At 58.6% G+C, this 26,261-nt stretch carries 26 protein-coding genes and 1 pseudogene; 12 read left to right on the top strand and 15 right to left on the bottom strand.

What is annotated here, in order from left to right:
* Nucleotides 1-238 precede the first annotated feature (238 nt).
* Nucleotides 239-1,450, bottom strand: a complete 1,212-nt coding sequence (locus ACEN8E_RS07670; protein ID WP_495592079.1) for a pyridoxal phosphate-dependent aminotransferase — start codon at nt 1,448-1,450, stop codon at nt 239-241.
* A gap of 226 nt (nt 1,451-1,676) precedes the next feature.
* Between ACEN8E_RS07670 and msrB the strand changes: the two genes are divergently transcribed.
* The 3 genes from msrB (at nt 1,677) to ACEN8E_RS07685 (ending at nt 3,210) form a co-directional block, all read left to right on the top strand.
* The gene (msrB, locus tag ACEN8E_RS07675; protein WP_495592080.1) at nt 1,677-2,072 is read left to right on the top strand and encodes a peptide-methionine (R)-S-oxide reductase MsrB; all 396 of its coding nucleotides are present in this window, start codon (nt 1,677-1,679) and stop codon (nt 2,070-2,072) included.
* Nucleotides 2,073-2,266: 194 nt separating this feature from the next.
* A complete protein-coding gene (locus ACEN8E_RS07680) occupies nt 2,267-2,752 on the top strand; it encodes a glutathione peroxidase (protein WP_103397834.1) in 486 nt (161 codons plus the stop codon).
* A complete protein-coding gene (locus ACEN8E_RS07685) occupies nt 2,749-3,210 on the top strand; it encodes a MarR family winged helix-turn-helix transcriptional regulator (RefSeq protein ID WP_495592081.1) in 462 nt (153 codons plus the stop codon). The genes ACEN8E_RS07680 and ACEN8E_RS07685 overlap by 4 nt, the downstream gene beginning before the upstream one ends.
* Here the strand turns inward: ACEN8E_RS07685 and ACEN8E_RS07690 are convergent.
* The gene (locus ACEN8E_RS07690) at nt 3,194-5,557 is read right to left on the bottom strand and encodes a hybrid sensor histidine kinase/response regulator (protein WP_495592082.1); all 2,364 of its coding nucleotides are present in this window, start codon (nt 5,555-5,557) and stop codon (nt 3,194-3,196) included. The genes ACEN8E_RS07685 and ACEN8E_RS07690 overlap by 17 nt on opposite strands.
* 122 nt (nt 5,558-5,679) lie before the next feature.
* On the opposite strand from ACEN8E_RS07690, the gene ACEN8E_RS07695 reads away from it, so the two are divergent.
* Entirely contained in the window at nt 5,680-6,570 is an 891-nt protein-coding gene (locus ACEN8E_RS07695; RefSeq protein WP_429370880.1) for an ATP-binding protein, read from the top strand.
* Nucleotides 6,567-7,049 (top strand): GAF domain-containing protein, encoded by a 483-nt coding sequence (locus tag ACEN8E_RS07700; protein ID WP_008002666.1) that lies wholly within the window; start codon nt 6,567-6,569, stop codon nt 7,047-7,049. Before ACEN8E_RS07695 ends, ACEN8E_RS07700 begins: the two co-directional genes overlap by 4 nt.
* Here ACEN8E_RS07700 and ACEN8E_RS07705 read toward each other — a convergent pair whose 3' ends face one another.
* From ACEN8E_RS07705 to ACEN8E_RS07740, 8 genes are all read right to left on the bottom strand, one after another.
* A complete protein-coding gene (locus ACEN8E_RS07705; RefSeq protein ID WP_495592083.1) occupies nt 7,050-9,995 on the bottom strand; it encodes an HD domain-containing phosphohydrolase in 2,946 nt (981 codons plus the stop codon).
* Between the two features lie 49 nt (nt 9,996-10,044).
* Complete coding sequence (locus tag ACEN8E_RS07710) at nt 10,045-13,686, bottom strand: transporter substrate-binding domain-containing protein (RefSeq protein WP_495592084.1); 3,642 nt, start codon at nt 13,684-13,686, stop codon at nt 10,045-10,047.
* 8 nt (nt 13,687-13,694) lie between these two features.
* Nucleotides 13,695-14,321 carry a response regulator gene (locus ACEN8E_RS07715; protein WP_495592085.1) on the bottom strand — a complete coding sequence of 209 codons (627 nt, stop codon included), beginning with the start codon at nt 14,319-14,321 and terminating at the stop codon, nt 13,695-13,697.
* A gap of 246 nt (nt 14,322-14,567) precedes the next feature.
* Nucleotides 14,568-14,960 (bottom strand): response regulator, encoded by a 393-nt coding sequence (locus tag ACEN8E_RS07720; protein WP_495592086.1) that lies wholly within the window; start codon nt 14,958-14,960, stop codon nt 14,568-14,570.
* Nucleotides 14,961-15,136: 176 nt separating this feature from the next.
* A complete protein-coding gene (locus tag ACEN8E_RS07725) occupies nt 15,137-16,465 on the bottom strand; it encodes a deoxyguanosinetriphosphate triphosphohydrolase (RefSeq protein WP_495592087.1) in 1,329 nt (442 codons plus the stop codon).
* A gap of 178 nt (nt 16,466-16,643) precedes the next feature.
* A complete protein-coding gene (locus ACEN8E_RS07730) occupies nt 16,644-16,988 on the bottom strand; it encodes a hypothetical protein (RefSeq protein WP_495592088.1) in 345 nt (114 codons plus the stop codon).
* The gene (locus ACEN8E_RS07735; protein ID WP_495592089.1) at nt 16,985-17,374 is read right to left on the bottom strand and encodes a phage holin family protein; all 390 of its coding nucleotides are present in this window, start codon (nt 17,372-17,374) and stop codon (nt 16,985-16,987) included. Before ACEN8E_RS07735 ends, ACEN8E_RS07730 begins: the two co-directional genes overlap by 4 nt.
* A gap of 1 nt (nt 17,375) precedes the next feature.
* Nucleotides 17,376-17,690, bottom strand: coding sequence for an ElaB/YgaM/YqjD family protein (locus ACEN8E_RS07740; protein ID WP_046040614.1), 315 nt, complete (start codon nt 17,688-17,690; stop codon nt 17,376-17,378).
* Between the two features lie 329 nt (nt 17,691-18,019).
* On the opposite strand from ACEN8E_RS07740, the gene ACEN8E_RS07745 reads away from it, so the two are divergent.
* The 4 genes from ACEN8E_RS07745 (at nt 18,020) to ACEN8E_RS07760 (ending at nt 21,021) form a co-directional block, all read left to right on the top strand.
* Nucleotides 18,020-19,228: an ammonium transporter gene (locus ACEN8E_RS07745; protein ID WP_495592090.1), complete on the top strand. Its 1,209-nt coding sequence runs from the start codon at nt 18,020-18,022 to the stop codon at nt 19,226-19,228.
* Between the two features lie 105 nt (nt 19,229-19,333).
* Entirely contained in the window at nt 19,334-19,570 is a 237-nt protein-coding gene (locus ACEN8E_RS07750; protein WP_085715299.1) for a glutaredoxin family protein, read from the top strand.
* Between the two features lie 171 nt (nt 19,571-19,741).
* Nucleotides 19,742-20,059 carry a hypothetical protein gene (locus tag ACEN8E_RS07755; protein ID WP_008020364.1) on the top strand — a complete coding sequence of 106 codons (318 nt, stop codon included), beginning with the start codon at nt 19,742-19,744 and terminating at the stop codon, nt 20,057-20,059.
* 71 nt (nt 20,060-20,130) lie between these two features.
* Complete coding sequence (locus ACEN8E_RS07760) at nt 20,131-21,021, top strand: pseudouridine synthase (RefSeq protein ID WP_495592091.1); 891 nt, start codon at nt 20,131-20,133, stop codon at nt 21,019-21,021.
* Nucleotides 21,022-21,105: 84 nt separating this feature from the next.
* Here the strand turns inward: ACEN8E_RS07760 and ACEN8E_RS07765 are convergent, their stop codons facing one another.
* Entirely contained in the window at nt 21,106-21,327 is a 222-nt protein-coding gene (locus ACEN8E_RS07765; protein ID WP_495592092.1) for a YgdI/YgdR family lipoprotein, read from the bottom strand.
* Nucleotides 21,328-21,403: 76 nt separating this feature from the next.
* Nucleotides 21,404-22,006 carry a molybdenum cofactor guanylyltransferase MobA gene (mobA, locus tag ACEN8E_RS07770; RefSeq protein ID WP_495592093.1) on the bottom strand — a complete coding sequence of 201 codons (603 nt, stop codon included), beginning with the start codon at nt 22,004-22,006 and terminating at the stop codon, nt 21,404-21,406.
* Nucleotides 22,007-22,087: 81 nt separating this feature from the next.
* On the opposite strand from mobA, the gene moaB reads away from it, so the two are divergent.
* Nucleotides 22,088-22,627, top strand: a complete 540-nt coding sequence (gene moaB / locus ACEN8E_RS07775; RefSeq protein ID WP_008020368.1) for a molybdenum cofactor biosynthesis protein B — start codon at nt 22,088-22,090, stop codon at nt 22,625-22,627.
* Nucleotides 22,611-23,837 (top strand): molybdopterin molybdotransferase MoeA, encoded by a 1,227-nt coding sequence (locus tag ACEN8E_RS07780; protein ID WP_495592094.1) that lies wholly within the window; start codon nt 22,611-22,613, stop codon nt 23,835-23,837. The genes moaB and ACEN8E_RS07780 overlap by 17 nt, the downstream gene beginning before the upstream one ends.
* A 64-nt stretch (nt 23,838-23,901) precedes the next feature.
* Here the strand turns inward: ACEN8E_RS07780 and ACEN8E_RS07785 are convergent, their stop codons facing one another.
* Nucleotides 23,902-24,192: a hypothetical protein gene (locus ACEN8E_RS07785; RefSeq protein WP_495592095.1), complete on the bottom strand. Its 291-nt coding sequence runs from the start codon at nt 24,190-24,192 to the stop codon at nt 23,902-23,904.
* A gap of 296 nt (nt 24,193-24,488) precedes the next feature.
* On the opposite strand from ACEN8E_RS07785, the pseudogene ACEN8E_RS07790 reads away from it, so the two are divergent.
* Nucleotides 24,489-24,641 (top strand): annotated as a pseudogene (locus ACEN8E_RS07790) (lipid kinase YegS); the annotation flags it as partial.
* Here ACEN8E_RS07790 and ACEN8E_RS07795 read toward each other — a convergent pair.
* Both ACEN8E_RS07795 and ACEN8E_RS07800 read right to left on the bottom strand, forming a co-directional pair.
* Nucleotides 24,625-25,284: a response regulator transcription factor gene (locus tag ACEN8E_RS07795; RefSeq protein WP_495592096.1), complete on the bottom strand. Its 660-nt coding sequence runs from the start codon at nt 25,282-25,284 to the stop codon at nt 24,625-24,627. The pseudogene ACEN8E_RS07790 and the gene ACEN8E_RS07795 sit on opposite strands and share 17 nt — an antisense overlap.
* On the bottom strand, nt 25,281-26,174 hold the full coding sequence (locus ACEN8E_RS07800) for a sensor histidine kinase (protein ID WP_495593288.1): 894 nt from the start codon (nt 26,172-26,174) through the stop codon (nt 25,281-25,283). Before ACEN8E_RS07800 ends, ACEN8E_RS07795 begins: the two co-directional genes overlap by 4 nt.
* Between the last annotated feature and the right edge of the window lie 87 nt (nt 26,175-26,261).

Below are 26,261 nucleotides of genomic sequence, written 5' to 3' on the forward strand. Positions count from 1 at the left end.
GGTGACTATTTCAAACTGTGTCCTACGGCAACAGTCTAGCTGCTTGCAGGGCATTTCTGATGCGAGTGCAGGAAGTGTTTGTCAGTCAGTTCATGTCGAAAGCCCCGCCTTTGTCAGGCGCGAGCGGGCAAGACGTTACCCGGCGGCGGGCAAAGCGGTAGCCAGCGGCGGAATGCAAAAAAGTGTTGCCGGATGAATCACCGTGCGACTGCAGGAGCGTCGCACGGTGACAGGCCGCTTACTGGCGGTAGGACTTGAGGAAGCCGCCGATGCGTCCGATGGCCATCTCCAGGTCATCGACACGTGGCAGGGTCACGACGCGGAAGTGGTCTGGCCATGGCCAGTTGAATGCGGTGCCTTGAACCACCAGCAGCTTTTCGGAGAGCAGCAGGTCGAGGACGAATTTCTCGTCGTTATGGATCGGGCAGACCTTGGGGTCGATTCGCGGGAATGCATACAGCGCGCCCATCGGCTTGACGCAGCTCACGCCCGGAATGTCGTTGAGCAATTCCCAGGTGCGGTTGCGCTGCTCCAGCAAGCGGCCCGCTGGCAGCACCAGGTCATTGATGCTCTGATAGCCACCCAGGGCAGTCTGGATCGCATGCTGGCTGGGCACGTTGGCGCACAGGCGCATGTTCGCCAGCATGTCGATGCCTTCGATGTAGCTCTGGGCGTGGTGTTTCGGCCCGGAAATGGCGATCCAGCCGGAGCGGAAACCGGCCACGCGATAGGACTTGGACAAACCGTTGAAGGTCAGGCAGAGCAGGTCGGGCGCCAGGGAAGCGGTGCAGATGTGCACGGCATCGTCGTAGAGGATCTTGTCGTAGATCTCGTCGGAGAACACCACCAGATTGTGCTGGCGGGCCAGTTCCAGCATGCCCAGCAGCACTTCTTTCGAATACACCGCGCCGGTCGGGTTGTTCGGGTTGATGATCACCAGTGCCTTGGTGTTCGGGGTGATCTTGGCCTTGATGTCGGCCAGGTCCGGCCACCAGTTGGCCTGCTCGTCGCACAGGTAATGCACCGGATTGCCGCCCGAAAGGCTTACAGCTGCGGTCCACAGCGGATAGTCAGGCGCAGGCACCAGCACTTCGTCGCCATTGTTGAGCAGGGCCTGCATCGACATCACGATCAGCTCGGAAACGCCGTTGCCCAGGTAGATGTCTTCGATGCCGACGCCTTCTACCTGCTTTTGCTGGTAATACTGCATCACGGCCTTGCGCGCACTGAACAGACCCTTGGAGTCGCTATAACCCTGCGCGGTCGGCAGGTTGCGGATCACGTCCTGGAGGATTTCATCCGGTGCTTCGAACCCAAAAGGCGCCGGGTTGCCGATGTTCAGCTTGAGGATGCGATGGCCTTCCTCTTCCAGGCGCTTGGCGTGCTTGAGCACCGGGCCGCGAATGTCATAGCAGACGTTGGCGAGCTTGTTCGATTTGCTGACCTGCATGGCGATGTGTTCCCGAAAATGAACGATCCAGACGGCGTTTGGACAACCGTGCTGGGAATCCTGCGTATTCACACAGGCCTGACGCCTTGAGATGCAGCACCCATATTTCCGTTTGAATGCGCGTGGACTGGCTGCCAGACTGGCGTTTGACGAGGCGCAATCATACGTGCCGCCCGATCCGTGGAAAAGGTACAGATCGGGCTTTTTCAGCCGCTGAGGTGTGATGATGGAAAAGTTGGAAAAAACCCTGGAAGAGTGGAAGGCGATGCTCGATCCGGAGCAATACAACGTGTGCCGCCTCAAGGGCACCGAGCGACCGTTTTCCGGCAAGTACAACGCCACCAAAACCAACGGTGTGTACCACTGCATCTGCTGCAGGGAGCCGCTGTTCGACTCCAGTACCAAGTTCGACTCGGGTTGCGGCTGGCCGAGTTTCTACGCGCCGATCGGCGACAGCGCCATGACCGAAATCCGTGACGTCAGCCACGGCATGATCCGCACCGAAGTGGTCTGCGCCAAATGCGACGCGCACCTGGGCCACGTTTTCCCCGACGGCCCGCCACCAACCGGCCTGCGTTACTGTATCAATTCGGTGTGCCTGGACCTCGTTCCACGCGAGTAAAGCGAGCCCTGTAGGAGCGAGCTCGCGATGGTCGTCAACGATAACGCGGGAAACCTGGTACCCCGAGTCGTTCTCTGGTCCATCGCGAGCATGCTCGCTCCTACAGTAGTGGATTGGCGTTCGATAATTTAAATTGCACACAATTGAATTGCTCGCTATGTTTATCTCATCTTCCCGAATCCGGAGCCTTCATCATGAGCGACAACCTGCTGAGCATCCCGTGCACCACGATCAAGGGCGAGCAAAAGACCCTGGCAGATTTCGCTGGCAAAGCCGTGCTGGTGGTCAACACAGCCAGCAAGTGCGGTTTCACCCCGCAGTACAAAGGCCTCGAGGAGCTTTGGCAGACCTACAAGGACCAGGGCCTGGTGGTGCTCGGTTTTCCCTGCAACCAGTTCGGCAAGCAAGAGCCGGGCAATGAAGGGGCGATCTCCGAATTCTGCGAGCTGAACTTCGGTGTCAGCTTCCCGCTGTTCAAAAAGATCGAAGTCAATGGTACCGGCGCCCATCCCCTGTTCGTGCAGTTGAAAAAGCGCGCACCCGGTGTGCTGGGGTCCCAGGGCATCAAGTGGAACTTCACCAAGTTCCTGATCGGCAAGGATGGGCAACTGGTCAAGCGCTTCGCCCCGGCGACCAAGCCGCAGGACCTGACCCGCGAGATCGAAGCCCTGCTCAAATGAACACCTTGTCAGTCGATTCCCTGAAGCTCGACAGCCAGCTGTGTTTCAAGCTGTACGCTGCTTCCCGTGCGGTCATTCGCGCCTACAAGCCAATGCTCGATCAGTTGGGCCTGACTTACCCTCAGTACCTGGCGATGCTGGTGCTTTGGGAATGGCAGGAAACAGCCCCGGAGCAACCGACCGTAAAGGCATTGGGTGAGCGTTTGGCCCTGGATTCCGGCACGCTGACACCGTTGCTCAAGCGCCTCGAACAACTGCAACTGGTGCAGCGCCAGCGTTCGGCGCGCGATGAGCGTGAAGTGCATCTGAGCCTGTCGCCGGCCGGCATGGCCTTGCGCGATCAGGTCGGGCCACTCAAGGCGCGTCTATTGTGCGACAGCGGGGTCGATCTGAATCGTCTCAACGACTTGCGTGATGGTCTCGATCACTTGTTGGGGCAGATCAAGGCGCTGTCGTAGCAGGAACCCACAAGTCCAGCAGGGCGGCCAGTTCTTCTCGCCGGAAGGGTTTGGCCAGGTAGTCGCTCATGCCCGCGGCGCGACAGCGTTCGCGCTCTTCCGACATGGCGTTGGCCGTCAGGGCGACGATGGGCAGTTGGGGCCAGCGTCCGCTGCGGCGGATTTGCCGGCTGGCTTCATAGCCATCCATCACCGGCATGTTGCAGTCCATCAGCACCAGGTCGAAATCCCGTTGCTCGAGTTGATCCAGGGCCTCGGCACCATGAGCCGCGGTGGCGACTTCGCAGCCAAGTTTGCCTAGCATGCCCTTGGCCACCAGTTGGTTGACCGGATTATCTTCCACCAGCAGCACACGCCCGCGGCGTTGCGGGCATTGCGTGTCGAGTCGGGCATCGTTGATCGGGTGGGTTTCCGGTTGCAGAATCCGCCGCAACGTCTGATACAACGTATTGCGTGCCAGGGGGCGTGCCTGTTGTTGCAAGGGGGCGAGGGCGTTGGCCTCTTCGCCGGGCATGAAGTTGCCATAAGCGGTGACCAGCAGGATCGGGGCGCCAAGGGTGGGGCGCAAATTGAACAGACATTCGGGGCAGTCGGTGATGAGCACGTCGGCTGTCAGGCCAAACAGTGGGTCATCCATGGAGCGCCGTTCATAGTCCAGCCCCCAGCCAGGCAGCAGACTGTTGAGCAATTCGCCCAGCCCGCTGCTGGCGGCCGTGATAGCGACGACTTTGCCCTTGAGCAGAACGGCAGGCATTGCACGGGTATGGGCGGGCAATGGCAAGTCCGCGCAGAATTGGCTGCCAAAACCCGACTCGGAGCTGATCGTCAGGCGCCCTTGCATGGCCTCGCAAAGGTTGTAGGTCAGCGCCAGGCCCAGCCCGGTGCCACCAAATTGGCGGGTAATACCGGCACCGGCCTGGGTGAAAGGCTGAAAGATCTTGACCTGGGCATCCTGAGGGATGCCGATGCCGGTATCGCACACTTCGACTCTGACTCCGTCCCCGAGCGTCGAAAGGCGCACGTCGACACGCCCGAAGCGGGTGAACTTGAGGGCGTTGGACAGCAGGTTACTGACAATCTGCCGGACCCGGGTCGGATCGCCGAGCACGAGTGGGGGGAAATGCGGATCGATCAGGCAGGTCAGTTCGACACTGGGGGCGGCGTTCTGCGACAACAGGTTGGCGGTGTCTTCGATCAGTGAGCCGAGGTCGAAGGGGATGTGTTCGAGTTCGAGCTGACCGGCATCGAACTTCGACAAATCGAGAATATCATTGAGCAATTCCACCAGCACTTTGCCCGAATCATGGGCGATCGACAGCTGCTGCTGTTGTTCGGCATTCAGCGGCCCGTCGAGGGACAGCGCGATCATCCCGAGCAAGCCATTGAGGGGCGTGCGAATTTCATGGCTCATGTTGGCCAGGAACACCGAGCGGGCTTCGGCCATGTCGAGGGCTGTACTGCGGGCGATCTCCAGTTCCTGGTTGGACTGGCTCAGCCGGTCATTGATTGCCTTGAGCTCGGTGGTACGGGCCGAGACGATGTTTTCCAGTTGGCCCAGATATTCGGTCAGACGATTTTCCGCGTTGCGCCGTTGCCGGATTTCGGTGGCGATGTTTTTGAACTGCTGGCTGGCCACCTTGACCAACACACCGATCTCATCGTTGGCGTGCCCTGAGGGGCATTCCAGTGAAGTCGTTTCGGTACTGCTCGGGTCGCGACCGCTGAGCTCACGGATGACCCGCACCAGGGGTTTGGTCAGCATCACATAGAACAGCGCCAGCAGGATGCCGGACAGCAGCAGGCTGCGGGCGAAGCCGTTGAGCAGGGTCACTTCGGCCCGGCGCAGGAACCGGTCGCCGAAGGCGTAAGTATCGACGTTCAGCCGCAGCGTACCCAGGGAATCGTTGGGGAAATTATCCAGGTAAAGTCGGTCTTCAAACTGTCGATTGGCGCCGAACAGGAAGTCGCTGAACATCCGGTAGCCGTTTTGCATGCCGGGTCGCTTGACGCTGGCCAGCACAGTGCCGTTGTTGTCGGTCAGTTTCGCGCTGATGATAGCCGGCGAGCGCAGCAGGCCCAGGGTCAGTTCCTTGGCGAGTTCGGCGTCGATGTTGTAGGCGATTCGCGAGGCCGGGTTGTGGCTGATTTCCAGCAGCGAAAGGATTTCACGATTGATGGAGGCGTCTTCACTGGCATAATCGATGCTTATTTGCAGCAGGCTGAGCAGCGTGCCCAGAATGAAACCGACCAGCACGGTAAGCCGGGCCTGTTTGAACGACAGCCGGTTGGTGAATTTGATATCCATGGGGGGGTGAACCACTTTCGTTTCCTTTCGCTGCTCAAGCATAGTCGATCATGCCTGCCTGCCGATGTTCTCGCGAGGCCCGTACCGTGGGGGCACCCGTTGTCTGACGCTGTATTTCGTCGCTGTATCACCATCATTACTGTGAACGTGCCCGAGGAGAAGTCGTGGATTCCCGATTGAATGCATTTCTTGAACGAGCCGATGCCGTCCTGGCCCGTATCGAGCCGTTGCTGCCGGCACCCCGGCCAGCCATCGACTGGACCCAATGCCTGGCCGCGCGCTGGCAGCGAGAGTCGCGCGGCGGTTATCTGATGCCGCTGGAGGTCAGCCTCGACATGCGCCTGTCGGACCTGATCGGCGTCGACCGGCAGGTCGAGCAGCTTGGACGCAACACCCGACAGTTCCTCGATGGCATGCCCGCCAACCATGCCTTGCTCTGGGGTTCGCGCGGCACCGGCAAGTCGTCGCTGGTGCGTGCCCTGTTGGCCGAGCACGCTCAAGCCGGCTTGCGTTTGATCGAGATTGAACGTGATCACCTGGCAGACCTGCCGCGAGTGGTCGAACAGATTGGCAAGCTGCCCCAGCGTTTCGTGCTGTTTTGCGATGACCTATCGTTCGAGTCGGGCGAGGGCGATTACCGAGTGCTCAAAAGCGTCCTTGATGGCTCGCTGGAACAGGCACCGGACAACGTTTTGCTGTACGCCACGTCCAACCGTCGTCACCTGGTGCCGGAAAAGGAAAGCGACAACGAAAACTGGAAACGGGTCGACGGCGAACTGCATCCCAGCGAGGCAGTGGAAGACAAGATCGCGCTGTCGGACCGCTTCGGTTTGTGGCTGTCGTTCTATCCGTTTACCCAGGAGCACTTCCTGAACGTCGTCGAGCACTGGATCGGTCAGTTGGCCGGCAAGGCCGGACTGGCGTGGCAGCGCACCGAAGAGCTGGACATTCTGGCGGTACGTTGGGCCACCGGCCGGGGCAATCGCAATGGACGTTGCGCCTATCAATTTGCCCGTTATTGGGTCGGGCTGAAACTGTTGGAGCACAAGGCATGATCGATTTACAAAAGAGCGGCCAGGGTCTCGAAGGCTACGGCATGCTGCACGCGCAACTGGAGTCCTTGCTGGCGGACGAGCGGGATTTCATCGCCAATGCCGCACAATTCTCGGCGTTTCTGTTCAATCAACTCGATGACCTGAACTGGGCGGGTTTCTACCTCAACCGCAATGAGGAATTGGTGCTGGGCCCGTTTCAGGGGCAGATCGCTTGCGTGCGGATTCCGTTCGGGCGCGGTGTTTGCGGGACAGCGGCAGCCACCTTGCAGACTCAGCTGGTTGAGGATGTGCACGCGTTCCCTGGTCACATCGCCTGCGACAGCGCCTCGAACAGCGAACTGGTGGTGCCGCTGGTCAAGGATGGCCGGTTGATCGGCGTGCTTGATCTGGACAGTCCGAAACTGGCGCGCTTCACCGCACAGGACCAGGCTGGAATCGAACAGCTGGCGGCGATTTTCCTGCGCCTGACCGACTGCTGATCAAGACGCCAGGCCTGCCTTGGCCAGCAGGCCCGGCGCGTCCACCGCATCGATCTGCTCAGGGGCGAGGAAGCGTCTGGCGTACTGCAAATGAATCTGTGCATTGATGAACAACCCGAATAGCTCCGGGTCGATGTGGGCATCACGGCACATGAGTGCCATGATGCCCAGCGCCTCGCTCAAGGTCTTGGCTTTTTTGTAGGGGCGGTCGGCGGCAGTCAACGCTTCGAAAATATCGGCAATCGCCATCATCCGCGCCGGCAGGCTCATTTCTTCTCGCTTCAAGCGTTTCGGATAACCGCTGCCGTCCATTTTTTCGTGATGCCCGCCGGCTATTTCCGCGACGCTGCGCAAGTGCCCCGGGAACGGCAGATGATTGAGCATCAGGATTGTCTGAACTATGTGGTTATTGATGACATAACGCTCCTCGGTCGTCAGGGTGCCCCGGACAGTGCTCAGGTTGTACAGCTCGCCCCGGTTGTATTTGTGGAGCGGGACGTCGAGTTTGAAGCCCAGGGGGTTATCTGGCGGTATCACTTCGTTTTCGTTGCGTTCGAACAGGTGTTCGGGTTTGTCCGCCAGTAACGGTTCGCTGACGGGCAGGGTGGGGGCGGGTGTTCGGGCCTGACGTCGGTGTTCCTCCCAGGACACGCCCAGCCGGTCATCCAGGGTCCGGGTCCAGGTGCGTTCAGCCAGGCGGCGCAGGCGCTGCAGATCTGCGTCGGCCATGGCTTCGCCACCGAGATTGCAGCGGGCAACGAAGGCGAAATCATCATCCAGCCCAGCCAGGCTGGCATTACGCAGTTCTGCCAGCAACTGCTCGTCACCGCCCAGGGCAACGGCCTGCCAATAGCTGATCCAGACGTCGCGCTTGAGTACCTCGAAGCGGGTACGGATTTCGTGAATGCGATCGGTCAGGGTTTCCAGCTTCGTGGCTTTGTCTACGACGTATTCCGGCGTGGTGACCTTGCCGCAATCGTGCAGCCAGGCGGCGATATGCAGTGCCTCCCATTCATCTTCGGTCGGCTGATAGGTACTGAAGGCCGGGTCCTGGCTGTCTGCCGCCGCTTGAGCGAGCATCAGGGTCAGTTCCGGCACGCGCTGGCAATGGCCGCCGGTATAGGGGCTTTTGGCGTCGATGGCACCGGCCAGCAGTTGAATGAAGGCGTCCAGCAGCTGTTTTTGCCGGGCTTGCAGGCGCTGGCTTTCGATGCACACGGCAGCTGCGCCGGACACCGCCTGGAGAAACGCAATGCGGTCCGGCCGCAGTTTGTCCAGATCGCTCTGCTCGCCGCTGTCGGCCAATAGCAACACCAGCAGGCCCACGGTTTCGTTGTGACGATTGTGCAGGCGGATTCCGATCAGATGGACCCGAGGACTTTTCAGTGCGAGGAGGATTTTCTGCAGATCACCCGCCTGCTCGAAACCCAGATTGTTGACGATATTGTCGACGGTTGCCAACTGGTGCAGCCATGGAGGGCTTTGCGCGCTATCGAGCGAGTGTCCGCGGATGTCGAAGGATTGCGGGTTTTCGGCGGTGTTATTGATGACCAGCCCGTGGGGTTCCATGTGCTGGCCATCACCTTCGCGCAGATAGATCAGGCCGGCCTGGGCCTGACCGATTTTCACGGTTTCAAACAACACCCGCTCCAGCAGCGGGGCGAAACGGGTTTCGGCACTGAGGCTGTCAGTGATCTGGAAGAAGCTCGCCAGTGTGTCTTTCATCCGTGCCATCGACACACTCAACTGGTCGACTTCGAGCACCGGCGAGCGCCGGGAAAGCGGAAAATTGAAATCGAAACTGCGAATCGCATCGGCCTCCTGCACCAGGGCGCGCAAGGGTTTGACCAGGACTCTTGATGTCAGCCAACCCAGCGGCACGCATAACAGCAGCGTTGCCAGGGTAATGAGCGCACCTTGCCAGCGCATCCGGTAAGCGTCGACGAGCAACTCGTCTTCCGGTACCAGCAGAGCCAATTGCAGGCCTTGGGGGCCACCTTCCTGCATGCTGCTGCGGGCCACGATCCACTGCCGGCCATCGGCGCTCAGGCGACTACCTTGAGGGGGACTGCCGAGCAACGCACCCAGGCTGGGGCTCAGGTCCGCCGCCTTGATCAGGCGGGATGTCTGATCATCGATGATCAGCCTGCGGCTGTCGGGGTAGGCAATGGCATTGCCTTGGGCATCGAACAGCACGATTTCGGTATTGGCGGTCACGACGTGCTTGGCCAGGGTCGCGCTGAGTTCGGCCAGGGTCAGGTCAGCGGCCAGGATTGCCTTGTCGCCAATGCGTCGCGCCAGCGTCGTGCCAATGTTGTGGGTGGAAAAAAAGATATAGGGTTCGGTCGTGATCTGGTCGCTTTCGCTGCGGGCGCTGATAAACCAGGCGCGATTGCGTGGGTCGTACGTGTCATTCAGATTGTCCTGACGGCTGACAAGTGCCAGGTTCCGGTCGAAAAACAAGGACTGGGAGTGGGCCTGACCACTGCTGGTGTGCTCGATGCTCCAGACCTGGTAAGCCGCCGTGTCTGGAGCTCCGACCAGGGCTTTGACCTCTGGGGTGCGCAGCGGGCGGACCATGAAAAAGTCACCATTGTCGTAGCCCAGGTACAGCGAAGCCAGATTGGGGGTGTCCTCGAGTGACTGGCTGAACGGTTCGAGCAGTGCCAGGCGTTGTTCCAGGTCAGGGGACTGGCCTGCCGGATTGAGTGCCAGCAGGCTCAACAGATGACGAATGGGTTCATAGGTTGCGTGCAGGTCCAGGCGGACATCCTGCTCAATGCGGTTGAACAGTTTCTCACTGCTGGACAGTATGATTTGCGTGGTTTGCCGGTAGTTGAAAAGCCCCAGTACCACTCCGGTCAGCAACAACAGGAAGGTGAACATCACGCTGATATGGACATGCAGTGGAAACCGGCGTGGATCGGTGCGCAGTGGGTCAGGCATTGGGGGCTTCTCCATGATGGTCAACACACTGCCGAGGGTCCAAGCATAGTTAAGGCTCTTTCACTTTGCTTTCGTCGTAATGCTTGATCTGACGTAACAACGCGTCCTCCAGCTCCAGCATGGCGCGCTCCATGGATCTGCAGCATCCAGCCACTGTTTCGCGGTCGAAGTCCTCATGACAGGCTGCTTCGAGCGCCTCGCAGCGGTCGATCAGGCGGGAGGCCTGCACTATCCTGGCTGCGCCTTTGATTTTGTGGGCAATGTCCTGCAGCGCCTGCGTATCCCCGGAGCTGGGTAGCGACAGCAGCGATTGCAGATCCTGGCGGTTGCTGCTCACCAACTCGTTCAGCAATCGCCGGTTCAACATCGGGTTTCCCCCGGTCAGCAGCTTCAACCCTTGCAGGCTGAACGCCGCAGCTGCATGGGTGGGTTCAATGCCTTGCACCCATTGACTCAAGGCACCGAGGCTAAGGGGTTTGAACAGGCAGTCGTCCATTCCGGCTTGTTTGCAGCGCTGTACTTCTTCCGGTTGGGCGTTGGCGGTAAAGCCGAGAACGGTGCAGGGAGGACGAAGGTTTTGTCGTTCATGCTGGCGAATGGCTCGGGTCAGCTCGTAACCGTTCATGACCGGCATGTTGCAATCGGCGATCACCAGATCAAACGGTTGGTCTTTCCATGCCTCGAGTCCCTCCTGGCCGTCGGCCGCGACGGTAAATCGATGCCCAAGAAACTCCAGTTGCTGGCACGTGAGCAAGCGATTGGCCGAGTGATCGTCGACTACCAGAACATTCAATGGGGTAGTGGCGACGACGATTTGCGTTTCGGCCACCTGGGCTGATTGCAGCAGTGGTAACGCTTCCAGTTGCAGCAGCAATTCCACTTTGGTGCCGACGCCCGGCTCGCTGTGCAATTGCAGACTGCCACCCATCATCTCGCAGAGATTGCGGCTTATCACCAGTCCAAGCCCAGCGCCTCCCCTGGCCGATTGCATGGCGTTGTCGGCCTGAGCGAAGGGTTCGAACAGGCGCTGTTGATCCTGTTCGCTGATCCCGATACCACTGTCGTGAATTTGCACCCGCATTTGCACGCGCTCGGATTGTGTTGCCGGGGGCAGGTCGACTATGACCCGGACCTGGCCTTGCTCCGTAAACTTGATGGCATTGCTGATCAGGTTGGATAGCACTTGCTTGAAGCGCAAAGGATCCAGCAACACATCGAAGGTCGGGTGGGCCGATGAAAACTCCAGCACCAGTTCGAGTTCCTTCTGCCGCGCCAGGCCATCGAAAATCCGCACGACCGAGGCCACGAGTTCACCCGGATTGACACGCTCCGGGCTCAGGCTCAAGCGTCCCGATTCGATTCTGGCAATGTCGAGAATGTCGCCAATCAGCTCCAGCAACCCTTTCGCCGAGTTGTACGCGACATCGATGGCCGGACGTTCAGGATGCTGATGATCAAGACGCTTGAGTGTCAGTTCAAGCATGCCAATGATTGCATTCATCGGCGTGCGGATCTCATGGCTCATCGTTGCCAGAAACGTGCTTTTGGCCCGGTTGGCGTTGTCGGCGTGTTCTTTCGCGCAACGCAGATCATCGAGCAGTTGCCGCCGTTCGCTGATGTCGATCCAGCCACCGATAATGCCTTGCACTGTTGCGCTGGAATCCCGATAGGGAAGAATCCAGTGATAAATCGTCAATCGCCGGCCACCGATATGCAGCTCGCGATCGACAATCAACGGTCTGCCCTCGGCCACCACACGCTGGTAGTCAGCCTGGTACTCCCGTGCTTCGAATACATTGCTCATCGATCCCTGCATGACGCTTTTGCCGATCACGTCTTCACGCCTGGCGCAGAACGCTTGCAGGTAACTGTCGTTGCAACTTTGCAGTAGCCCCTGGCGATCACGTACGTAGATCGGATGGGGCGTGCCATTGACCAGCGATCGCATGAACTCGAACTGATCGTTCAACGCACGTTCTGCGGCCTTGCGCTGCTTGATCTGGCGTCGCATGTAGTCGTTCCACGCCATGGAAATCAGCAATAGCGCGCCTGCACCGAAGACGATTTGATAGAACAGCCTTTGATAGTTGCGCCAAGTGCTTTGCGAGGACGCCGAATAGCCGCGCCAGCGACTGTTGATGATGCCCAGCTCCTCCGGTGAGATGCTCAGTAAAGCCTTGTCGAGGATCGCGTTCAGCTCTTTTGCACCCTGAGCGGTGGCAAGGGAAAATGCGGCCTGCTCGGTGCCGATGGTGGTGCTGATTTGCAGTGTGTGCTCGAAAAGCCGCGACGAAATGAAGTAATTGGCAATGATCAGTGAGTTCACCGCCCCCTCGGCCTGACCTTCGGCGAGTAACTCTACGGCACTGAAGGTGTCCTGGGTCTCGATCAACCTGATCCGGGGAAACTCTTTGCGCAGGTAATCCATGAGTGGATTGCCGCGGGCAATGGCCAGGCGCTTGTCCTGCAACTGTTTGAGGTTGGTCGGGCTGTCGGCGGCTTTGCGGGTCAGCAGGACGTAGGAATTTTCCAGAAAGGGGCGGGTAAAGTTCAGCTGGGTTTGACGTTGGGCGCTGGGGAGCAATGGGGCGATCACATCGGCCTTGTTGGCCTTGATCTGTTTGATCATCTCGTCATCGCTGCGGCTGTGCCGGATGTCAAAGCGCAAGCCGGTGCGCAGCCTGATCAGCTCGAGCAGATCTGCGGTGACCCCGCGAAAGTTGCCATTGCTATCGAAAAACGTCAGTGGCGCGAAGGCTTCGTTGACGACGACGCGCACTATCGGGTGGTGCGCCAGCCAGCGTTCTTCCCGGTCGGTGAGTTGCAGCTTTTGATCGGTCAGCAGAATGTCGCTGCCGGCGCTCCAGCGTTTGGCGATGCTTTCTCGTTCACTGGCGGGGATGGCCCTGATCATTGCGTTGATGATGCCAAGCAGCTCGGGGTTGTTCCGGTTAACGGCAAAGCTGAAACCATAGGCTTCCTGTTTGCCGAAGTTGGCCATCCGGATGTTGTTCAAGTACCCCTTGTTGATCATGTAGTGAGTTGAAATGGTGTCGCCGAGAAACACGTCCGCCTGATCGAAAGCGACAGCGTTGATCGCATTCTGGTAGGACGGATAGGACGTGATGATCGCCTTTGGGTACAACGCGGCGACTTCTGCCAGCGGCAAGTAGTGATACACCATGCTCAGGCGCAATCCGGCCAGGCCATCGGTGAGGGATCGGGCTTCCCCTTCGCGGGTCACCAGCACAGGTTGGTCGACGGCATAGGGTATGGACAGTGCAATGTCGGCATTGCCAGCTTCGAATCCATTGGCAGTGCCAAGCAGATCGACTTCGCCGCTCTCCAGTGCAGCGATCGCGGCCCCTCGGGAATCGAAGCGCTGAACCTTGACGGGCAACCCGGTTGTTTTTTCCAGAAAACCGGCGTAATCGGCGGTAAACCCTTCATAGTCCTGACCGCTGGTGGTCAGGTCGAAAGGGGGATAGTCCGGGGCTGACGTCCCGAGCGTCAGTTGATTCTTGCGTTTTATCCATTGTCGCTGGGATTCATCCAGTCGAACCTCCAGCGTCCCGGCCTTCGATCGGCTGAGCAGCCTGTAGTGTTCATTGCCCGGTGCCCCGAACAATGAGGTGCTCACGCATAGACCTGCGGTCACTTGAATCAGAAAGACCTTCAAACGGTTGGGCATCCAGGTTCTCACACTAGTGCATTACGTTTTGCCATCTCGATAAGTTCAACCAGGGATTTGGCTTTGAGTTTCTGCATGAGACGCTTTTTGTAGGTACTCACGGTCTTGTTGCTCAAAAACATGCCCTTGGCGATTTCCTTGTTTGTGCGACCTTGGGCAAAAAGTTGCAAGACCATCAGTTCCCGGTCGTTTACGGATTTGAACAGTTCCAGTTCGATGCAGCGTGTTTCATCTCCGCGGACAGGGTTCAAGGCTTCGCTCGGAAAATAGTTGTAACCGGCAAACACCGCTTTTATGGCACTGACCAGTTCACTGATGTCCTCTTGTTTGCAGACATAGCCCGATGCACCGGATTGCATGCAGCGAATACCGAAAAGTGTTGGACATTGCGCTGTCAAAACCAGTGTTTTGAGAGGGGTGCTCATTGCGTTGAATCGGGATAGTACTTCCAGGCCATCCAGTTTTGGAATGCTGATGTCGAGAATGACCAGGTCCGGCATGCATTCTCGAACCATCTGCATGGCGTCGACCCCATTATCAGTTTCGCCGACGACTTTGTAACCTTCATGTTCCAGTAACATTCGAACGGCAAGGCGGATAACCGGGTGATCGTCGACAATAAAAACGGACTTCATAATCAAGTCCCATGCGAGCTCAAATAAAGCGCGCACCTTAGCTCAGATACTTGGAGGGACGCATGAATGGACTGAGCTGTAGCAGCAATATAGGAAAACTCCTACATATTAAAAAGAATTGGACTACGTATTAACTAGGTTTCTTATTAGGAAGGGTAAGAAAATTTAGCGCTGGTGGGTGCTTTAACAGGAAGTTGCTTGTAAGTTTTGCGCTGTGTATTTGTCGGTTTTCAAGTGTGTCTTTTTCTACTTTTTTGCTGAGGTCAACAAGTCTCTGAATTCAGATTGTTTCAATGGCTTTATCAAGTAACCCAGTAATGGCAGGCCGTGCTCAGTAGCCGTTTTTACAAGTTCATCCAGTTCAGACGTCGTCAGGCTACTCAGAATGATCGCCTGTCTGATCAGTCTTCGCTGACTGGCGAAGCGGACCAGTTCGAGGCCCGTCAGATCGGGCAGGCATTGATCGCATAAAAGGATGTCGAACGGCTGGTCAGCCCCGAGCATTTGCTGCATGGCGTCTTTGGCACTGTCGGTGGTCGTCAGTCGGGTGAAACCATAACTTTCCAGCAGGTATCGAGTGGCTATGAGTTGGAAGGGGTGGTCTTCCACCACGAGGATGCGTAGATCGTGTTCGGCCATGGGTGCACTTCATCTGTCGAACAGAAAGGAGGGCGATTGTTTCGCGAGAGTGCCGGGCAAGCGATCAGTTTGCTCGCCATATGTTGTAGGGCGTTTCGACGAAACTTGAGTGCTGTTGGAGTTTGAAGGGGGATCAGCCATAACGAATGCCGTAATGGCTGATCAGTCGATACGCCTCAGTGGCTGGCGCGTCCGGTCATTTCTAGGGCCATGTCACTGGCATAACTGTCGGTCATGCCGGCGATGAAATCGATCATGCGCAAAAACGACGTGTGTAATGGGCCGCGAGGGTCGGGTGCATTGTTGCCCAGCAGGTCAAGGATGCGCCGGCTTTTGAACGACGGGGTCCGACCGTTGTGCTGCTCCAGCGCTGCTCCGCAAAAGGCGTTGAGCAGGATTTCCAGCGTGGTGTAGGCGCCGATCTCGTGCAGGGTCTTGCGCTTGTCCTGGAAGATTTTCTTGCGGGCCATGTCCTTGGCGTTCAGCACACAACGCTTGGCGGGCCCGTGCATGTGCTCCACCAGGTCGCCGGGCAATGTACCGGCCAGCAGCGCATCCTGTTGCTCGACGAAGGCGCGGGCCGCGGCATTGGTCAAATGCTCGATGGCTTTGCCACGCAGGATCGCCAGTTTGCGTCGGCGCGAATCGCCGGGACCGAGCTGGCGGTAGGTCTCCGGCAAGTCATCACCCACCAGGTCTAGCAGCAGTGACTCGACTTCGGCGTATTCCAGCAACTCCATTTCCAGGCCGTCCTCCAGGTCGATCAGCGCATAGCAGATGTCGTCTGCGGCCTCCATCAGGTACACCAGCGGATGCCGCGCCCAGCGTTGCTCCTCCAGCTGCGGCAGGCCGAGTTTATGGGCGATCTGCTCCAGTAGCGGCAGCTCGCTCTGATAACAGCCGAACTTGTGTTTCTTGTATCCCAGCGAGTCGGCGTGCCTGGCCGTCCATGGATACTTCAGGTACGTGCCCAGCGTTGCATACGTCAGTCGGGTGCCGCCGTCGAACTGGTGATACTCCAGTTGAGTGAGTACCCGAAAGCCCTGGGCATTGCCTTCGAAATTCAGGAAGTCATCGCGCTCGGCTTCACTCATTGCATCCAGCCAGCCACGGCCGGCAGCTTGCTGGAACCAGTGACGGATCGCGTCTTCACCGGAATGGCCGAAAGGCGGGTTACCGATGTCGTGTGCCAGGCAAGCCGATTGCACAACCATCCCCAGGTCGCTGGGTTCGCACCAGTCGGGCAGGGCATTGCGGATGGTTTCGCCGACCCGCATGCCCAGCGAGCGACCCACACAACTGACTTCCAGCGAGTGGGTCAGGCGCGTATGAATGTGATCATTGCTGGATACCGGATGGACCTGGGTCTTGCGCCCGAGGCGGCGGAAAGCTCCCGAAAAAATGATGCGGTCATGGTCTTTGTGAAAAGGGCTGCGGCCAAGCTCTTCAGGGCTGTGCAGAGGTTTTCCGAGACGTTCGCGAGTAAGCAGGGTGTGCCAATCCAAGGCGGGGGCTCTCCGTCAGGTGACTGATGACCTAGCTTCCCGTTTCGCGCCATGACCTGCAAGCGGAACTACACCCCGGAGGTGTCGATATCGATGAGCAGCAGGCCTGCGGGATGCGTCCCTCGATAGAGGGACGCATCCCGTAGACGTTGCAGGAGTGCATCCAGAAAGATACTGATCAGTCTTTGCGCGAAGAGCCCTGCATGATCAGTTTGATCAGCGGCCCCAATGTCGTGCCGAGGCGGATCAGGCGGGTCAGGCCGCTGAGGCCGCCGCCGTTTTTTGCACCCTTGCCGGTCAGAAAGCCCAGCAAAGTGACGGCGGCCACGCCCCAGAGGGGGGCGTGTTTGATGCCGAAACCGTCCTGCAGGCTCTGCGTCATCCCGCGCATGCGTTTTAAAGGTTGCAGCAGCTGCGCGGATTCGTGGCGGATTTCCTGACGATGCATTTCCATGCGCAGGCGGATCAGGGCCTTGCGCATTTCCGCGCGGGAGCTGTTGTGTGGCAATTCAGGCAGGCTCATGGCAGCAGGCGCTCCCGATCATTGGCCAGCTCTTCCAGCGTACCGTGAAAGGGCGAGGACTCATCGAAAATCGCCGCTCTCAAGCGCATTCCACAAAATATGGCGGCGAGGGCGTAGAACACGCAGAGACTGATGATGGCGGTCAGGCGGTACGTGTCCCAGAACACGATAAGCACCAGCGTCGACAGCCCTACCAGCAACAGCAATGCAAACACCAGCGCCAGCCCGGCAAACAGCAACAGGCTGACGGTGCGGGCTTTTTGTTCCTGCAGTTCAATGCCGAACAGTTCGACATGGCTGTGCAGCAACCCAAGGAAGGCAGCACCCAGGCGCCGTGAAGATGAGCTGGTTCCCGTTTCAGACGGGCCGGATTCACCTATCGACATATCAGCGCCGGCTAGCCAGCAGACCGATCAGGAACCCCACGCCGGCCGCGATCCCGACCGATTGCCAAGGGTTGGCCTGGACATAGTCCTCCGTGGCGGTGACCGCAGCCTTGCCGTGTTCGCGCAGGGAGTCTTCGGTCAGTTTGAGGGTTTCACGGGCACGCAAGAGACTGTCGTGAATCTGCTCGCGCAACTCGTCAGCCTGATCGCCGGCCAGGGTTGCGGTGTGCTCCAGCAACCGCTCGGTGTCACTGACCAGTGTCTGAAAGTCGTTCATCAGGATTTCTTGAGCAGTCTTTGCCTGGGTGCGGGCCATGGGTGATCTCCATAAGTGGCTTTCTGATGCGTTCGAGTATGAGCCTTCGGCGAAGGTTCAGTACAAATGACTGGTACAACTCTTGCTGTGTCGTGGTGCGCCGGTCCGCACCATTGCGCTATAGCCGGGCATGATTTCAGTAAAACCGTAGGACCAACAATCAAAAACTCGCGTAAACGTCCAGGGCGCGTTTTTCCTGGATGGTGCCCGTGCGCCAAAGTGGTTCAAACGCGATCAGTGCGCTGATGCTTCGAAGCCGCAACTTGGTGCATGGGCGGTCATCGCGAACTGCTTTGGTGCTTTTTTCTGCCATAAGGTCTGCCCATCCCATGGAAAATCTGCAAAGCGCTGTGGACACCCTGGTCCATAGCTCCAACACGCTGTTCATTCTGATCGGCGCAGTCATGGTCCTGGCCATGCACGCCGGTTTTGCCTTTCTCGAAGTCGGAACCGTGCGACAGAAAAACCAGGTCAATGCGTTGTCGAAAATCCTCAGCGACTTCGCTGTTTCGACATTGGCCTACTTCTTTATAGGCTATTGGATCTCCTATGGCGTGACGTTCATGCATCCAGCGGCCGTGCTCAATGCCGATCACGGTTATGGGCTGGTGAAATTTTTCTTCCTGCTGACCTTTGCGGCGGCGATTCCGGCGATCATTTCCGGAGGGATCGCCGAGCGCGCCCGGTTTGCCCCGCAATTGTGTGCAACCGCGTTGATTGTCGCGTTCGTTTATCCGTTCTTCGAAGGCATGGTCTGGAACGGCAACCTGGGTTTGCAAGCCTGGTTGCTGGAGCGCTTTGGCGCCGGCTTTCATGATTTTGCCGGTTCAGTGGTGGTGCATGCCATGGGCGGCTGGCTGGCACTGGCGGCGGTGCTGTTGCTCGGGCCGCGTAATGGCCGTTATCGCGACGGTCGGCTGGTTGCGTTCGCGCCATCGAGCATTCCGTTTCTGGCGTTGGGCTCGTGGATCCTGATTGTTGGCTGGTTCGGCTTCAACGTCATGAGCGCGCAAACCCTGCAAGGTGTCAGTGGACTGGTGGCGGTGAACTCGTTGATGGCCATGGTTGGCGGTACGGCGGCGGCGCTGGTCGTCGGGCGCAACGACCCTGGCTTTCTGCACAACGGCCCGTTGGCGGGGCTCGTGGCAATCTGTGCCGGATCCGACCTGATGCATCCGGTGGGGGCGCTGATCACCGGTGCCATCGCGGGGGGGCTGTTTGTCTGGTGCTTTACCGCGGCGCAGGGCAAATGGCACATCGACGATGTATTGGGGGTGTGGCCGTTGCATGGCCTGTGCGGCGTGTGGGGTGGCATTGCGTGCGGCATTTTCGGCCAGGGCGCCTTGGGCGGGCTGGGTGGGGTCAGTCTCATCAGCCAGTTGATCGGCACTGCACTGGGCGTCATTGTGGCACTGGCCGGCGGGTTTGCGGTGTACGGCGCGATCAAGGCGTTGCATGGATTGCGCTTGAGCCAGGAAGAGGAGTATTACGGCGCGGACCTGTCAATCCACAAGATCGGCGCCGTGAGCCAGGACTGACACGGGTCACTTCATCGTCGGTGGCATCAGGGCAGGGGGCTCAATGGCTCGACGGTTATTCGGGGCAGGCCTAGAATGGTCACTTCATTATCTGGTTGAGCGCTCATGCTTCCCGAATGTCAGCTGTTCGGCACCCTTGGATGCCATCTCTGTGAAGTCGCCGAAGCCATGCTGATGGAATTTGTCGAGCGCGGTCTGCTGGTGGAACTGGTGGATATCGCTGACGATGAAGCGTGGTTTGCAGCTTATAGCCTGCGTATTCCGGTGCTGCGACGCGTCGATACCGGTGCTGAACTGGGCTGGCCGTTCAGTGCAGATGAGGTGGTGACGTTCCTGCGTTGAGCGTTCTTGCACTGGCGGCATGTCCCGGCTGTCGAACTTTGCGATTGATCCCCTTGGCTTATTCGGTGTTGATCGGATACTGTATGCGCATACAGTTATTCGCGGTGCCTGCCTGGTCGTTGCCGGTTTTCGGGAGCGACCAGGCAAGCCCGGGCGTGAGAGGGATGAATCGTGGTCAATGTCGAACAGTTGAAGAACAGCGTGAACCGGATGTCTGCAGACGTCGTGCGCGAGGCCGTCCTTGAGTTGCGTCTGGACGGTCTGGTGACCGAGGGGAAAACGCCCTTCAACAAAACGCATTTCAATACCTGTTTCGCAGAAATCGAAGCCTTGTTTCAACGCGCGGGTTATCACCGGCAACTCGATGTCGTGGGTTATCAGGGATTGTTGTACGCCCTGTATGACCCCGCTCGCTGGGAGGCGGTCGATGTACTGCGCTGGCTCAAGGAGTACACCGAAGCGGCGGCACGCACGCAGATCCCGGCTTGAGGAATCTTCTCTAGGTTCGTACTCCTTGCTGTTGGATAATGCCGCCCTGCACTGAGGGTTAGAGCTTTCGTATGTCCACTTCTTCTTTTTGCGCGGCACACAGCCAGGCCAGTACGCTCTACTTGCCACCAGGCCCGTGGCAGACCGTTGTCGAATGCCTGTGTGAGCATTTCAGCGCCATCGGTCGTGAACAATGGCTGGACAGAATCGCCCGTGGCCGGGTCCTCGATGGGCAGGGTATGCCGATTGCCCTCGATCTGGCCTACAGGGAAGGTTTGCGGATTCATTATTTTCGCGAAGTGCCGGATGAAAAACCGATCCCGGTGATCGAGTCGATCCTGTACGCGGACGAGCACCTGGTGGTGGCCGACAAACCACACTTTCTACCCGTGACGCCGGCTGGTGAATACGTTGAGCAGACGCTGCTGAGGCGCTTGATCCGTCGCCTGGACAATCCGCATCTGGTGCCATTGCATCGCATCGACCGGCATACCGCGGGGCTGGTGCTGTTTTCCGCCAATCCGCAGAGTCGTTCGGCTTATCAGTCGTTGTTTCCAACCCGGCAGATCGAAAAGCGCTACGAGGCCATCGCCCGGGCATTGCCTGGCCTGGACTTCCCGTTGGTTCATAAAAGCCGGCTGGTCGATGGCGAACCGTTCTTCCGCATGCAGGAGGGGCCGGGGGCCAGCAACACCGAGACTGCGGTCGAGGTCAGGGAAAAACAGGGTGATCTCTGGCGTTATGGTCTTTACCCGGTGACGGGCAAGAAACATCAGCTTCGGGTACATATGGCGGCGTTGGGAGCCGCTATCTGCAACGACCCGTTTTACCCCGAGGTGCTCAGGGACGCGCCGGATGACTATGCCAATCCCTTGAAACTGCTGGCTCAGGGGCTGAAGTTTGTCGATCCGGTTACGGGCCAGGAGCGAGAGTTCGAGAGTGAAATCACCCTGCAATGGTGATCGGGAGGCGACCCTGAAACGCTGTTCTTCAGGCATGAAAAAGCCCGCATCAAGCGGGCTTTTCCGTATCCGGCGGCGCCAGGATTACAGCTCTTTAACGGTACGAACCTGATCTTTGTTGATGCGGGTCTGTTTGCCGTCGAGTTGTTCGAATTCGTAGAAACCGGAGTCCTTGTCGAACCGTGGCGTGTCGACGGCCTGGATTTCGCGACCGTCATTCAAGGTGATCACTGTAGGCGATGCGCAACCGGCGAGGGATGCAAGGCCCAGTGCGAGCATGAAGGTGGCGAGGGTCCGTTGAGTCATGAGCTTGTCTCCGAATTAGAGTTCTTTGGTTGCTGAACGTGAGACGTGCACTGTCCGCGCAAGTTCCTGATGATTTTCAGTCTGACACAGTGTCATGACCGTTCAACAATTCCGGCGTGTTGAGGTTGGCCAGCCGAGGGTCTTTGTCGGGGCATTGCAGCGCGGTCGCACCGAGCTTGTGCATCAGCCGGCCAGGGCTGCGCTCACCCTCGTTCCAGGCATTTTCAAATGCGGTCCTGTGTAGCACAGGAATCACACACAACAATGGTTCCCAGTGGCCATCATGCCGCACCATCAGCGGCTTGTCCGGATGCAGGTTGGCGGTCTCGCGCATGTTGCCGATCAAAGCAGCATCAATGCCCGGGACGTCACAGGGCAGGACCAGCAGATGGCTATGGCGAGCAGCTTTCAGGCCTGCCCGAATACCCGCAAGAGGCCCGGGGAAGTCACCTTCATCATCGTGGACCAACTGGTCGGCGTAGGGCGCATACTTCTCAAGATTGCGGTTGCAGGAGATGATCAGGTCATCGGTCAGCGGGCGTGCCTTGCGGTGCAGATGTGCAATCAGGGGGGCGCCTTGCCAGTCCAGCAAGCCTTTATCCTGACCCCCCATGCGTTGGCCGCGCCCGCCCGCCAGGAGCAGAATGGAGCAGGGTGGCAATTGTGAATTCGAGGTCATGGCAGGTCTCCATGGGAGCGGCGAAAAAACGGAGCGCTGTGATATAACACCGGGCTGTTTCTCCTACAACTGGACGAGCCTATGAAAGCCAAGGCTGATGTACCTTTCGCACCGCTGAATATTGCAGTGCTGACTGTAAGCGATACCCGCACACTGGAAACTGACACCTCGGGTCAGCTCTTTGTCGACCGTTTGACCGCTGCCGGTCATTACCTGGCGGCCCGGGTGTTGCTCAAAGATGATCTCTATAAAATTCGCGCGCAAGTCGCCAACTGGATTGCCGACGATGTCGTGCAGGTTGTGCTGATCACCGGCGGAACCGGTTTTACCGGGCGTGACAGTACGCCGGAAGCCGTCAGTTGCCTGCTGGACAAACAGGTTGATGGATTTGGCGAGCTGTTCCGCCAGATCTCGGTTGCCGATATCGGCACCTCGACCGTTCAGTCACGGACGTTGGCCGGCCTTGCCAACGGCACGCTGGTTTGCTGTTTGCCGGGCTCGACCAATGCCGTGCGCACCGGTTGGGACGGCATATTGGCCGAGCAGCTGGATTCGCGGCATCGGCCGTGCAATTTCGTGCCTCACCTCAAACAGGCTGCGCCTTGTGAATCCCGTGGGTAAGCCTGGCAAGACTGGCAGCCTGATGCCTGTCGAGCAGGCGCTGGCGCGCTTGCTGGAAATGGCCGAGAGCTCAAGGATTGTCGAGCGTGAACGCTTGCCGTTGGCGCAGGTACAGGGGCGTGTACTGGCTGAAGATCTGGTGTCGACGCTTGATTTGCCGCCTTGGCCCAACAGTGCCATGGACGGTTATGCCTTGCGCATGGCCGACTGGACGGGAGAGCCGTTGGTGGTCAGCCAGAAGGTGTTTGCCGGCCAGGCTCCCGATCCGTTGCAGCCAGGAACCTGTGCGCGCATTTTCACCGGGGCGCCTGTTCCCGCGGGTGCCGATTGTGTCGAGATGCAGGAGAACGCCGATGTTCAGGCGGATGAGCGAGTACGTTTCACCGAGCCCTTGACCCAAGGCCAGAACATCCGCCCGCAAGGCCAGGAAACGACCGTCGGCGAGTTGATTCTGCCGGCAGGTACGCGGCTGGGGCCGATTGAGCAAGGATTGGCTGCCTCTTTGGGGTGCGCTGAGCTGGAAGTCGTGCGCAAGGTGCGGGTGGCGGTACTGTCCACTGGCGACGAGTTGATTGAGCCGGGGCAGGCGCTGGGGCCGGGACAGATCTACAACAGCAATAGGGTGTTGTTGTGTAGCTGGTTGCAGCGTTTAGGGTGCGAGGTCGTCGACGCGGGTATCCTTCCGGACAATCTGGAAACCACACGATCCCGATTGGGGGAGTTGTGTGATGTCGACCTGATCCTCTCCACCGGTGGCGTATCGGTGGGTGAAGCCGATTTTCTGGGCATCGCCTTGCGCGAAGAGGGCGAACTGACGCTGTGGAAGCTCGCCATCAAGCCCGGTAAGCCGTTGACGTTCGGGCATTTTCGCGGTGTGCCGGTGATTGGCTTGCCGGGTAATCCGGCATCGACCCTCGTGACCTTTGCCTTGTTGACCAGACCCTACCTCCTGCGCCGTCAGGGTGTAAAAGAGGTAGAGCCGCTGAAGGTGCAGGTACCAGCAGGTTTTGACTGGCTCCAGCCTGGCAATCGGCGTGAGTATTTGCGCGGACGGCTGGAAAACGGCAGGGCGACGATCTACAAGAACCAGAGCTCCGGTGTACTGCGTAGCGCTGCCTGGGCCGATGGGCTGGTAGAGGTCCTTGAGGGGCGCACGCTGGTTCAGGGCGATAGCGTTTTTTTCATTCCGTTGAGCGAAGTCCTGAGCTGACAGCTTCAGCGGGATGGCCACACAAAACCCGGTTGATTGAACCGGGTTTTGTGTTGATGGCAACTCAATGCGCCAGAAACAATGAAATGACCTGTTCGAACCGGCTATTGGCGATCCAGCCAAGGAGGCCAAGGATCACGGCTGTGCCGCAGGCGGAGTAGGCAAGCCTGTGCTTGATGGATTTGAGGTCACCCCGGACTTCGTCCATGTCCCTGCGTATGTACTTGAGGTGTGCTTCCAGCTCGGTGACGCGAGGTTCCATATCAATTTCTCCCGTGGCTTTTGTGCTGCTGCATTCAGCTCGATCACCTGCACTTTTTACGAGGGTTGGTGAACCGAGGTTTTGGCTTTGCATGGCACGTCCTTGTGGTGTCCTGCGGTAACTCCAAAAGTCCACCAATTCAGATTCCCGGTCAATTGAGCCGATTCTTCACGTTTTGTAAGAAATTTCCTGTTGTGTGGGAGATCAAGACTCTCCGACTGGAAATAATCAGCGTTCTTGCGACCTTTAAGGGGGGCGCGGTCAGCATCTCCCGGATGCCATTCAAGCCAGGAGTGAATGGATGGGTGATCGCAAGGCGCTGGTGATTCTGCAGGGTAAACAGGCGCTCAACGAGGCGGTTCGCACCGCTATCGAAAGCCTGTGTGAGCAAGGTCTCGGAAGGGCTTTACACCAACCTTGAAGGTGAGCCGCTGGAAGGGGAGAACCTGCGTTTCTCGGTTCGCTCAGCGACGTTACTCGTGCATCTGCCTGAGGATTCGCCGCTGTTACGTGCCCGTGAAGTGCCTAGTCATCAAGGCTGATGATTTGTTCACGCACGGCAAACAGCACCAGGCCGGCCACATCGTAGATCTGCAAACGCTTCATGACCTGCGAACGGTGGGTTTCGACGGTCTTGACGCTCAGCCCCAGGCCATTGGCGATCTCTCGAGTGGATTTTCCGCGAACGATCAACCGCAGGATTTCCAGCTGACGTGCCGTCAGGTTATGCGATTCGGCAGGTTCGGGTTGGTGTTTCTGGTTTCGGGTCAACGCCTGATTGATCACCGTGTGGGCAATGGCCGGGCTCAGGTAGCGATCATTGTTGCGCAAGGCCTCCAGCGCGTGCTCCAGTTCGGTCGCCGTAGTGTCCTTGAGCAGGTAGCCATGGGCTCCGGACTCCAGCGCCTGCATGATGAGGTCCGGGTCGGTGTGCATCGAGAGGATCAGGACCTTGCTCTGCGGGCGCACTCGCTTGAGCTGCTGCAAGGCTTCGAGGCCGCCGGTCTGGCGCATTGAAATATCCAGCAGGACAATATCCGGGGACAGTTGCTCGACCATTTCGAGCAACTGCGAGCCGTCATTGGCTTCACCGATGACCGAATAGCCAGGCAGATCCATTACCAGGGCGCGCACGCCAGCCCTGATCAGCGAGTGGTCATCCACCAGTAGTAAATTACAAGTCAATGCAGAACCTTATTCGAACTGGCCCGTTCGAGCGCACGGGGCGCCCAGGGAAAAAGAGCTTCGATTTGAGTGCCTTTGCCCGGCTCGCTGGCAACGGTCAGTGTGCCGCCCAGTTGATCGATCCGTTCCGACATCCCGGCCATACCGCGTTGCCCTTCACGACCTGGGTCTGTTGCGGGCGCGAAACCCTGGCCATCATCGCTGATCTGCAACTTCAGGCCTTGGGGCAGGCGCTGCAGGCACACCAGCAGGTTCTTGGCCTGGGCATGCCGCAGGATGTTGGTGACCGCTTCCTGAGTGATGCGGAAAGCTGCCACGGCCATTTCCTCCGGTATGCCGGTCAGGCGTTGCTGGCATTCCAGGCTCCAGTGCACCGGCGTGTTGGCCAGGGTTTTGAGCAAGTGTGCCCGCAGACTGGCCTCCAGCCCAAGGCTGGTCAACTGCCGGGGATTGAGAATGGCAGACAAGTCACGAACCTTGGTCAGGGTTTCTTCCAGCGTGTCGCAGAGGACCGAGCATTGCCCCTGAAGTTCTTCGGGCATCCGGCGCTTGAGCCAGTCACTTTGCAGTTTTGCGGCGGTCAGCAATTGACCGATGTCATCATGCAGTTCCCGGCTCAGTCGGTGACGCTCGTTTTCCTGAACCTGCAACAGCCGGTCGGCCAGTTCCTGAGGCTGGAATTTGATGGATTTGCGCGAGAGACGGTACTGCACCGCAACACTGGTCAGTGCAGCTATGTGGAGTACCAGCAATGACAGAGGCAAAGGGATGGACAAGCCATAGACCAGCAAACTGCCGAGCGTCGAGCAGGCGCATAGCAACAGCGTGAATGTGCGCGCATTTTCTCGGGAGGGTGGCCACATGGCGATTGACTTGAGGCTGGCGTGCATAGCGGATGGAGCCAATGGATGTTCGCTGCGGGCTGACCGGTCATGCTGGCTGACAGGCCCCTGTTTTTTAATGTGGAGCGTCGACTT

It is taken from the genome of Pseudomonas sp. Pseusp9 (assembly GCF_059491265.1).

Bases quoted from the DNA above. Each gene is read 5' to 3' on its own strand.
- ACEN8E_RS07735 (WP_495592089.1), bottom strand. From the start codon at position 17,374: ATGTCGATAGGTGAATCCGGCCCGTCTGAAACGGGAACCAGCTCATCT.
- ACEN8E_RS07730 (WP_495592088.1), bottom strand. From the start codon at position 16,988: ATGAGCCTGCCTGAATTGCCACACAACAGCTCCCGCGCGGAAATGCGC.
- ACEN8E_RS07760 (WP_495592091.1), top strand. From the start codon at position 20,131: ATGTCCACTTCTTCTTTTTGCGCGGCACACAGCCAGGCCAGTACGCTC.
- msrB (WP_495592080.1), top strand. From the start codon at position 1,677: ATGGAAAAGTTGGAAAAAACCCTGGAAGAGTGGAAGGCGATGCTCGAT.
- ACEN8E_RS07680 (WP_103397834.1), top strand. From the start codon at position 2,267: ATGAGCGACAACCTGCTGAGCATCCCGTGCACCACGATCAAGGGCGAG.
- ACEN8E_RS07715 (WP_495592085.1), bottom strand. From the start codon at position 14,321: ATGAAGTCCGTTTTTATTGTCGACGATCACCCGGTTATCCGCCTTGCC.
- ACEN8E_RS07710 (WP_495592084.1), bottom strand. From the start codon at position 13,686: ATGCCCAACCGTTTGAAGGTCTTTCTGATTCAAGTGACCGCAGGTCTA.
- ACEN8E_RS07685 (WP_495592081.1), top strand. From the start codon at position 2,749: ATGAACACCTTGTCAGTCGATTCCCTGAAGCTCGACAGCCAGCTGTGT.
- ACEN8E_RS07785 (WP_495592095.1), bottom strand. From the start codon at position 24,192: ATGCAAAGCCAAAACCTCGGTTCACCAACCCTCGTAAAAAGTGCAGGT.
- ACEN8E_RS07700 (WP_008002666.1), top strand. From the start codon at position 6,567: ATGATCGATTTACAAAAGAGCGGCCAGGGTCTCGAAGGCTACGGCATG.
- ACEN8E_RS07750 (WP_085715299.1), top strand. From the start codon at position 19,334: ATGCTTCCCGAATGTCAGCTGTTCGGCACCCTTGGATGCCATCTCTGT.
- ACEN8E_RS07705 (WP_495592083.1), bottom strand. From the start codon at position 9,995: ATGCCTGACCCACTGCGCACCGATCCACGCCGGTTTCCACTGCATGTC.
- ACEN8E_RS07745 (WP_495592090.1), top strand. From the start codon at position 18,020: ATGGAAAATCTGCAAAGCGCTGTGGACACCCTGGTCCATAGCTCCAAC.
- ACEN8E_RS07765 (WP_495592092.1), bottom strand. From the start codon at position 21,327: ATGACTCAACGGACCCTCGCCACCTTCATGCTCGCACTGGGCCTTGCA.
- ACEN8E_RS07690 (WP_495592082.1), bottom strand. From the start codon at position 5,557: ATGCTTGAGCAGCGAAAGGAAACGAAAGTGGTTCACCCCCCCATGGAT.
- ACEN8E_RS07800 (WP_495593288.1), bottom strand. From the start codon at position 26,174: ATGCACGCCAGCCTCAAGTCAATCGCCATGTGGCCACCCTCCCGAGAA.
- mobA (WP_495592093.1), bottom strand. From the start codon at position 22,006: ATGACCTCGAATTCACAATTGCCACCCTGCTCCATTCTGCTCCTGGCG.
- ACEN8E_RS07720 (WP_495592086.1), bottom strand. From the start codon at position 14,960: ATGGCCGAACACGATCTACGCATCCTCGTGGTGGAAGACCACCCCTTC.
- moaB (WP_008020368.1), top strand. From the start codon at position 22,088: ATGAAAGCCAAGGCTGATGTACCTTTCGCACCGCTGAATATTGCAGTG.
- ACEN8E_RS07670 (WP_495592079.1), bottom strand. From the start codon at position 1,450: ATGCAGGTCAGCAAATCGAACAAGCTCGCCAACGTCTGCTATGACATT.
- ACEN8E_RS07740 (WP_046040614.1), bottom strand. From the start codon at position 17,690: ATGGCCCGCACCCAGGCAAAGACTGCTCAAGAAATCCTGATGAACGAC.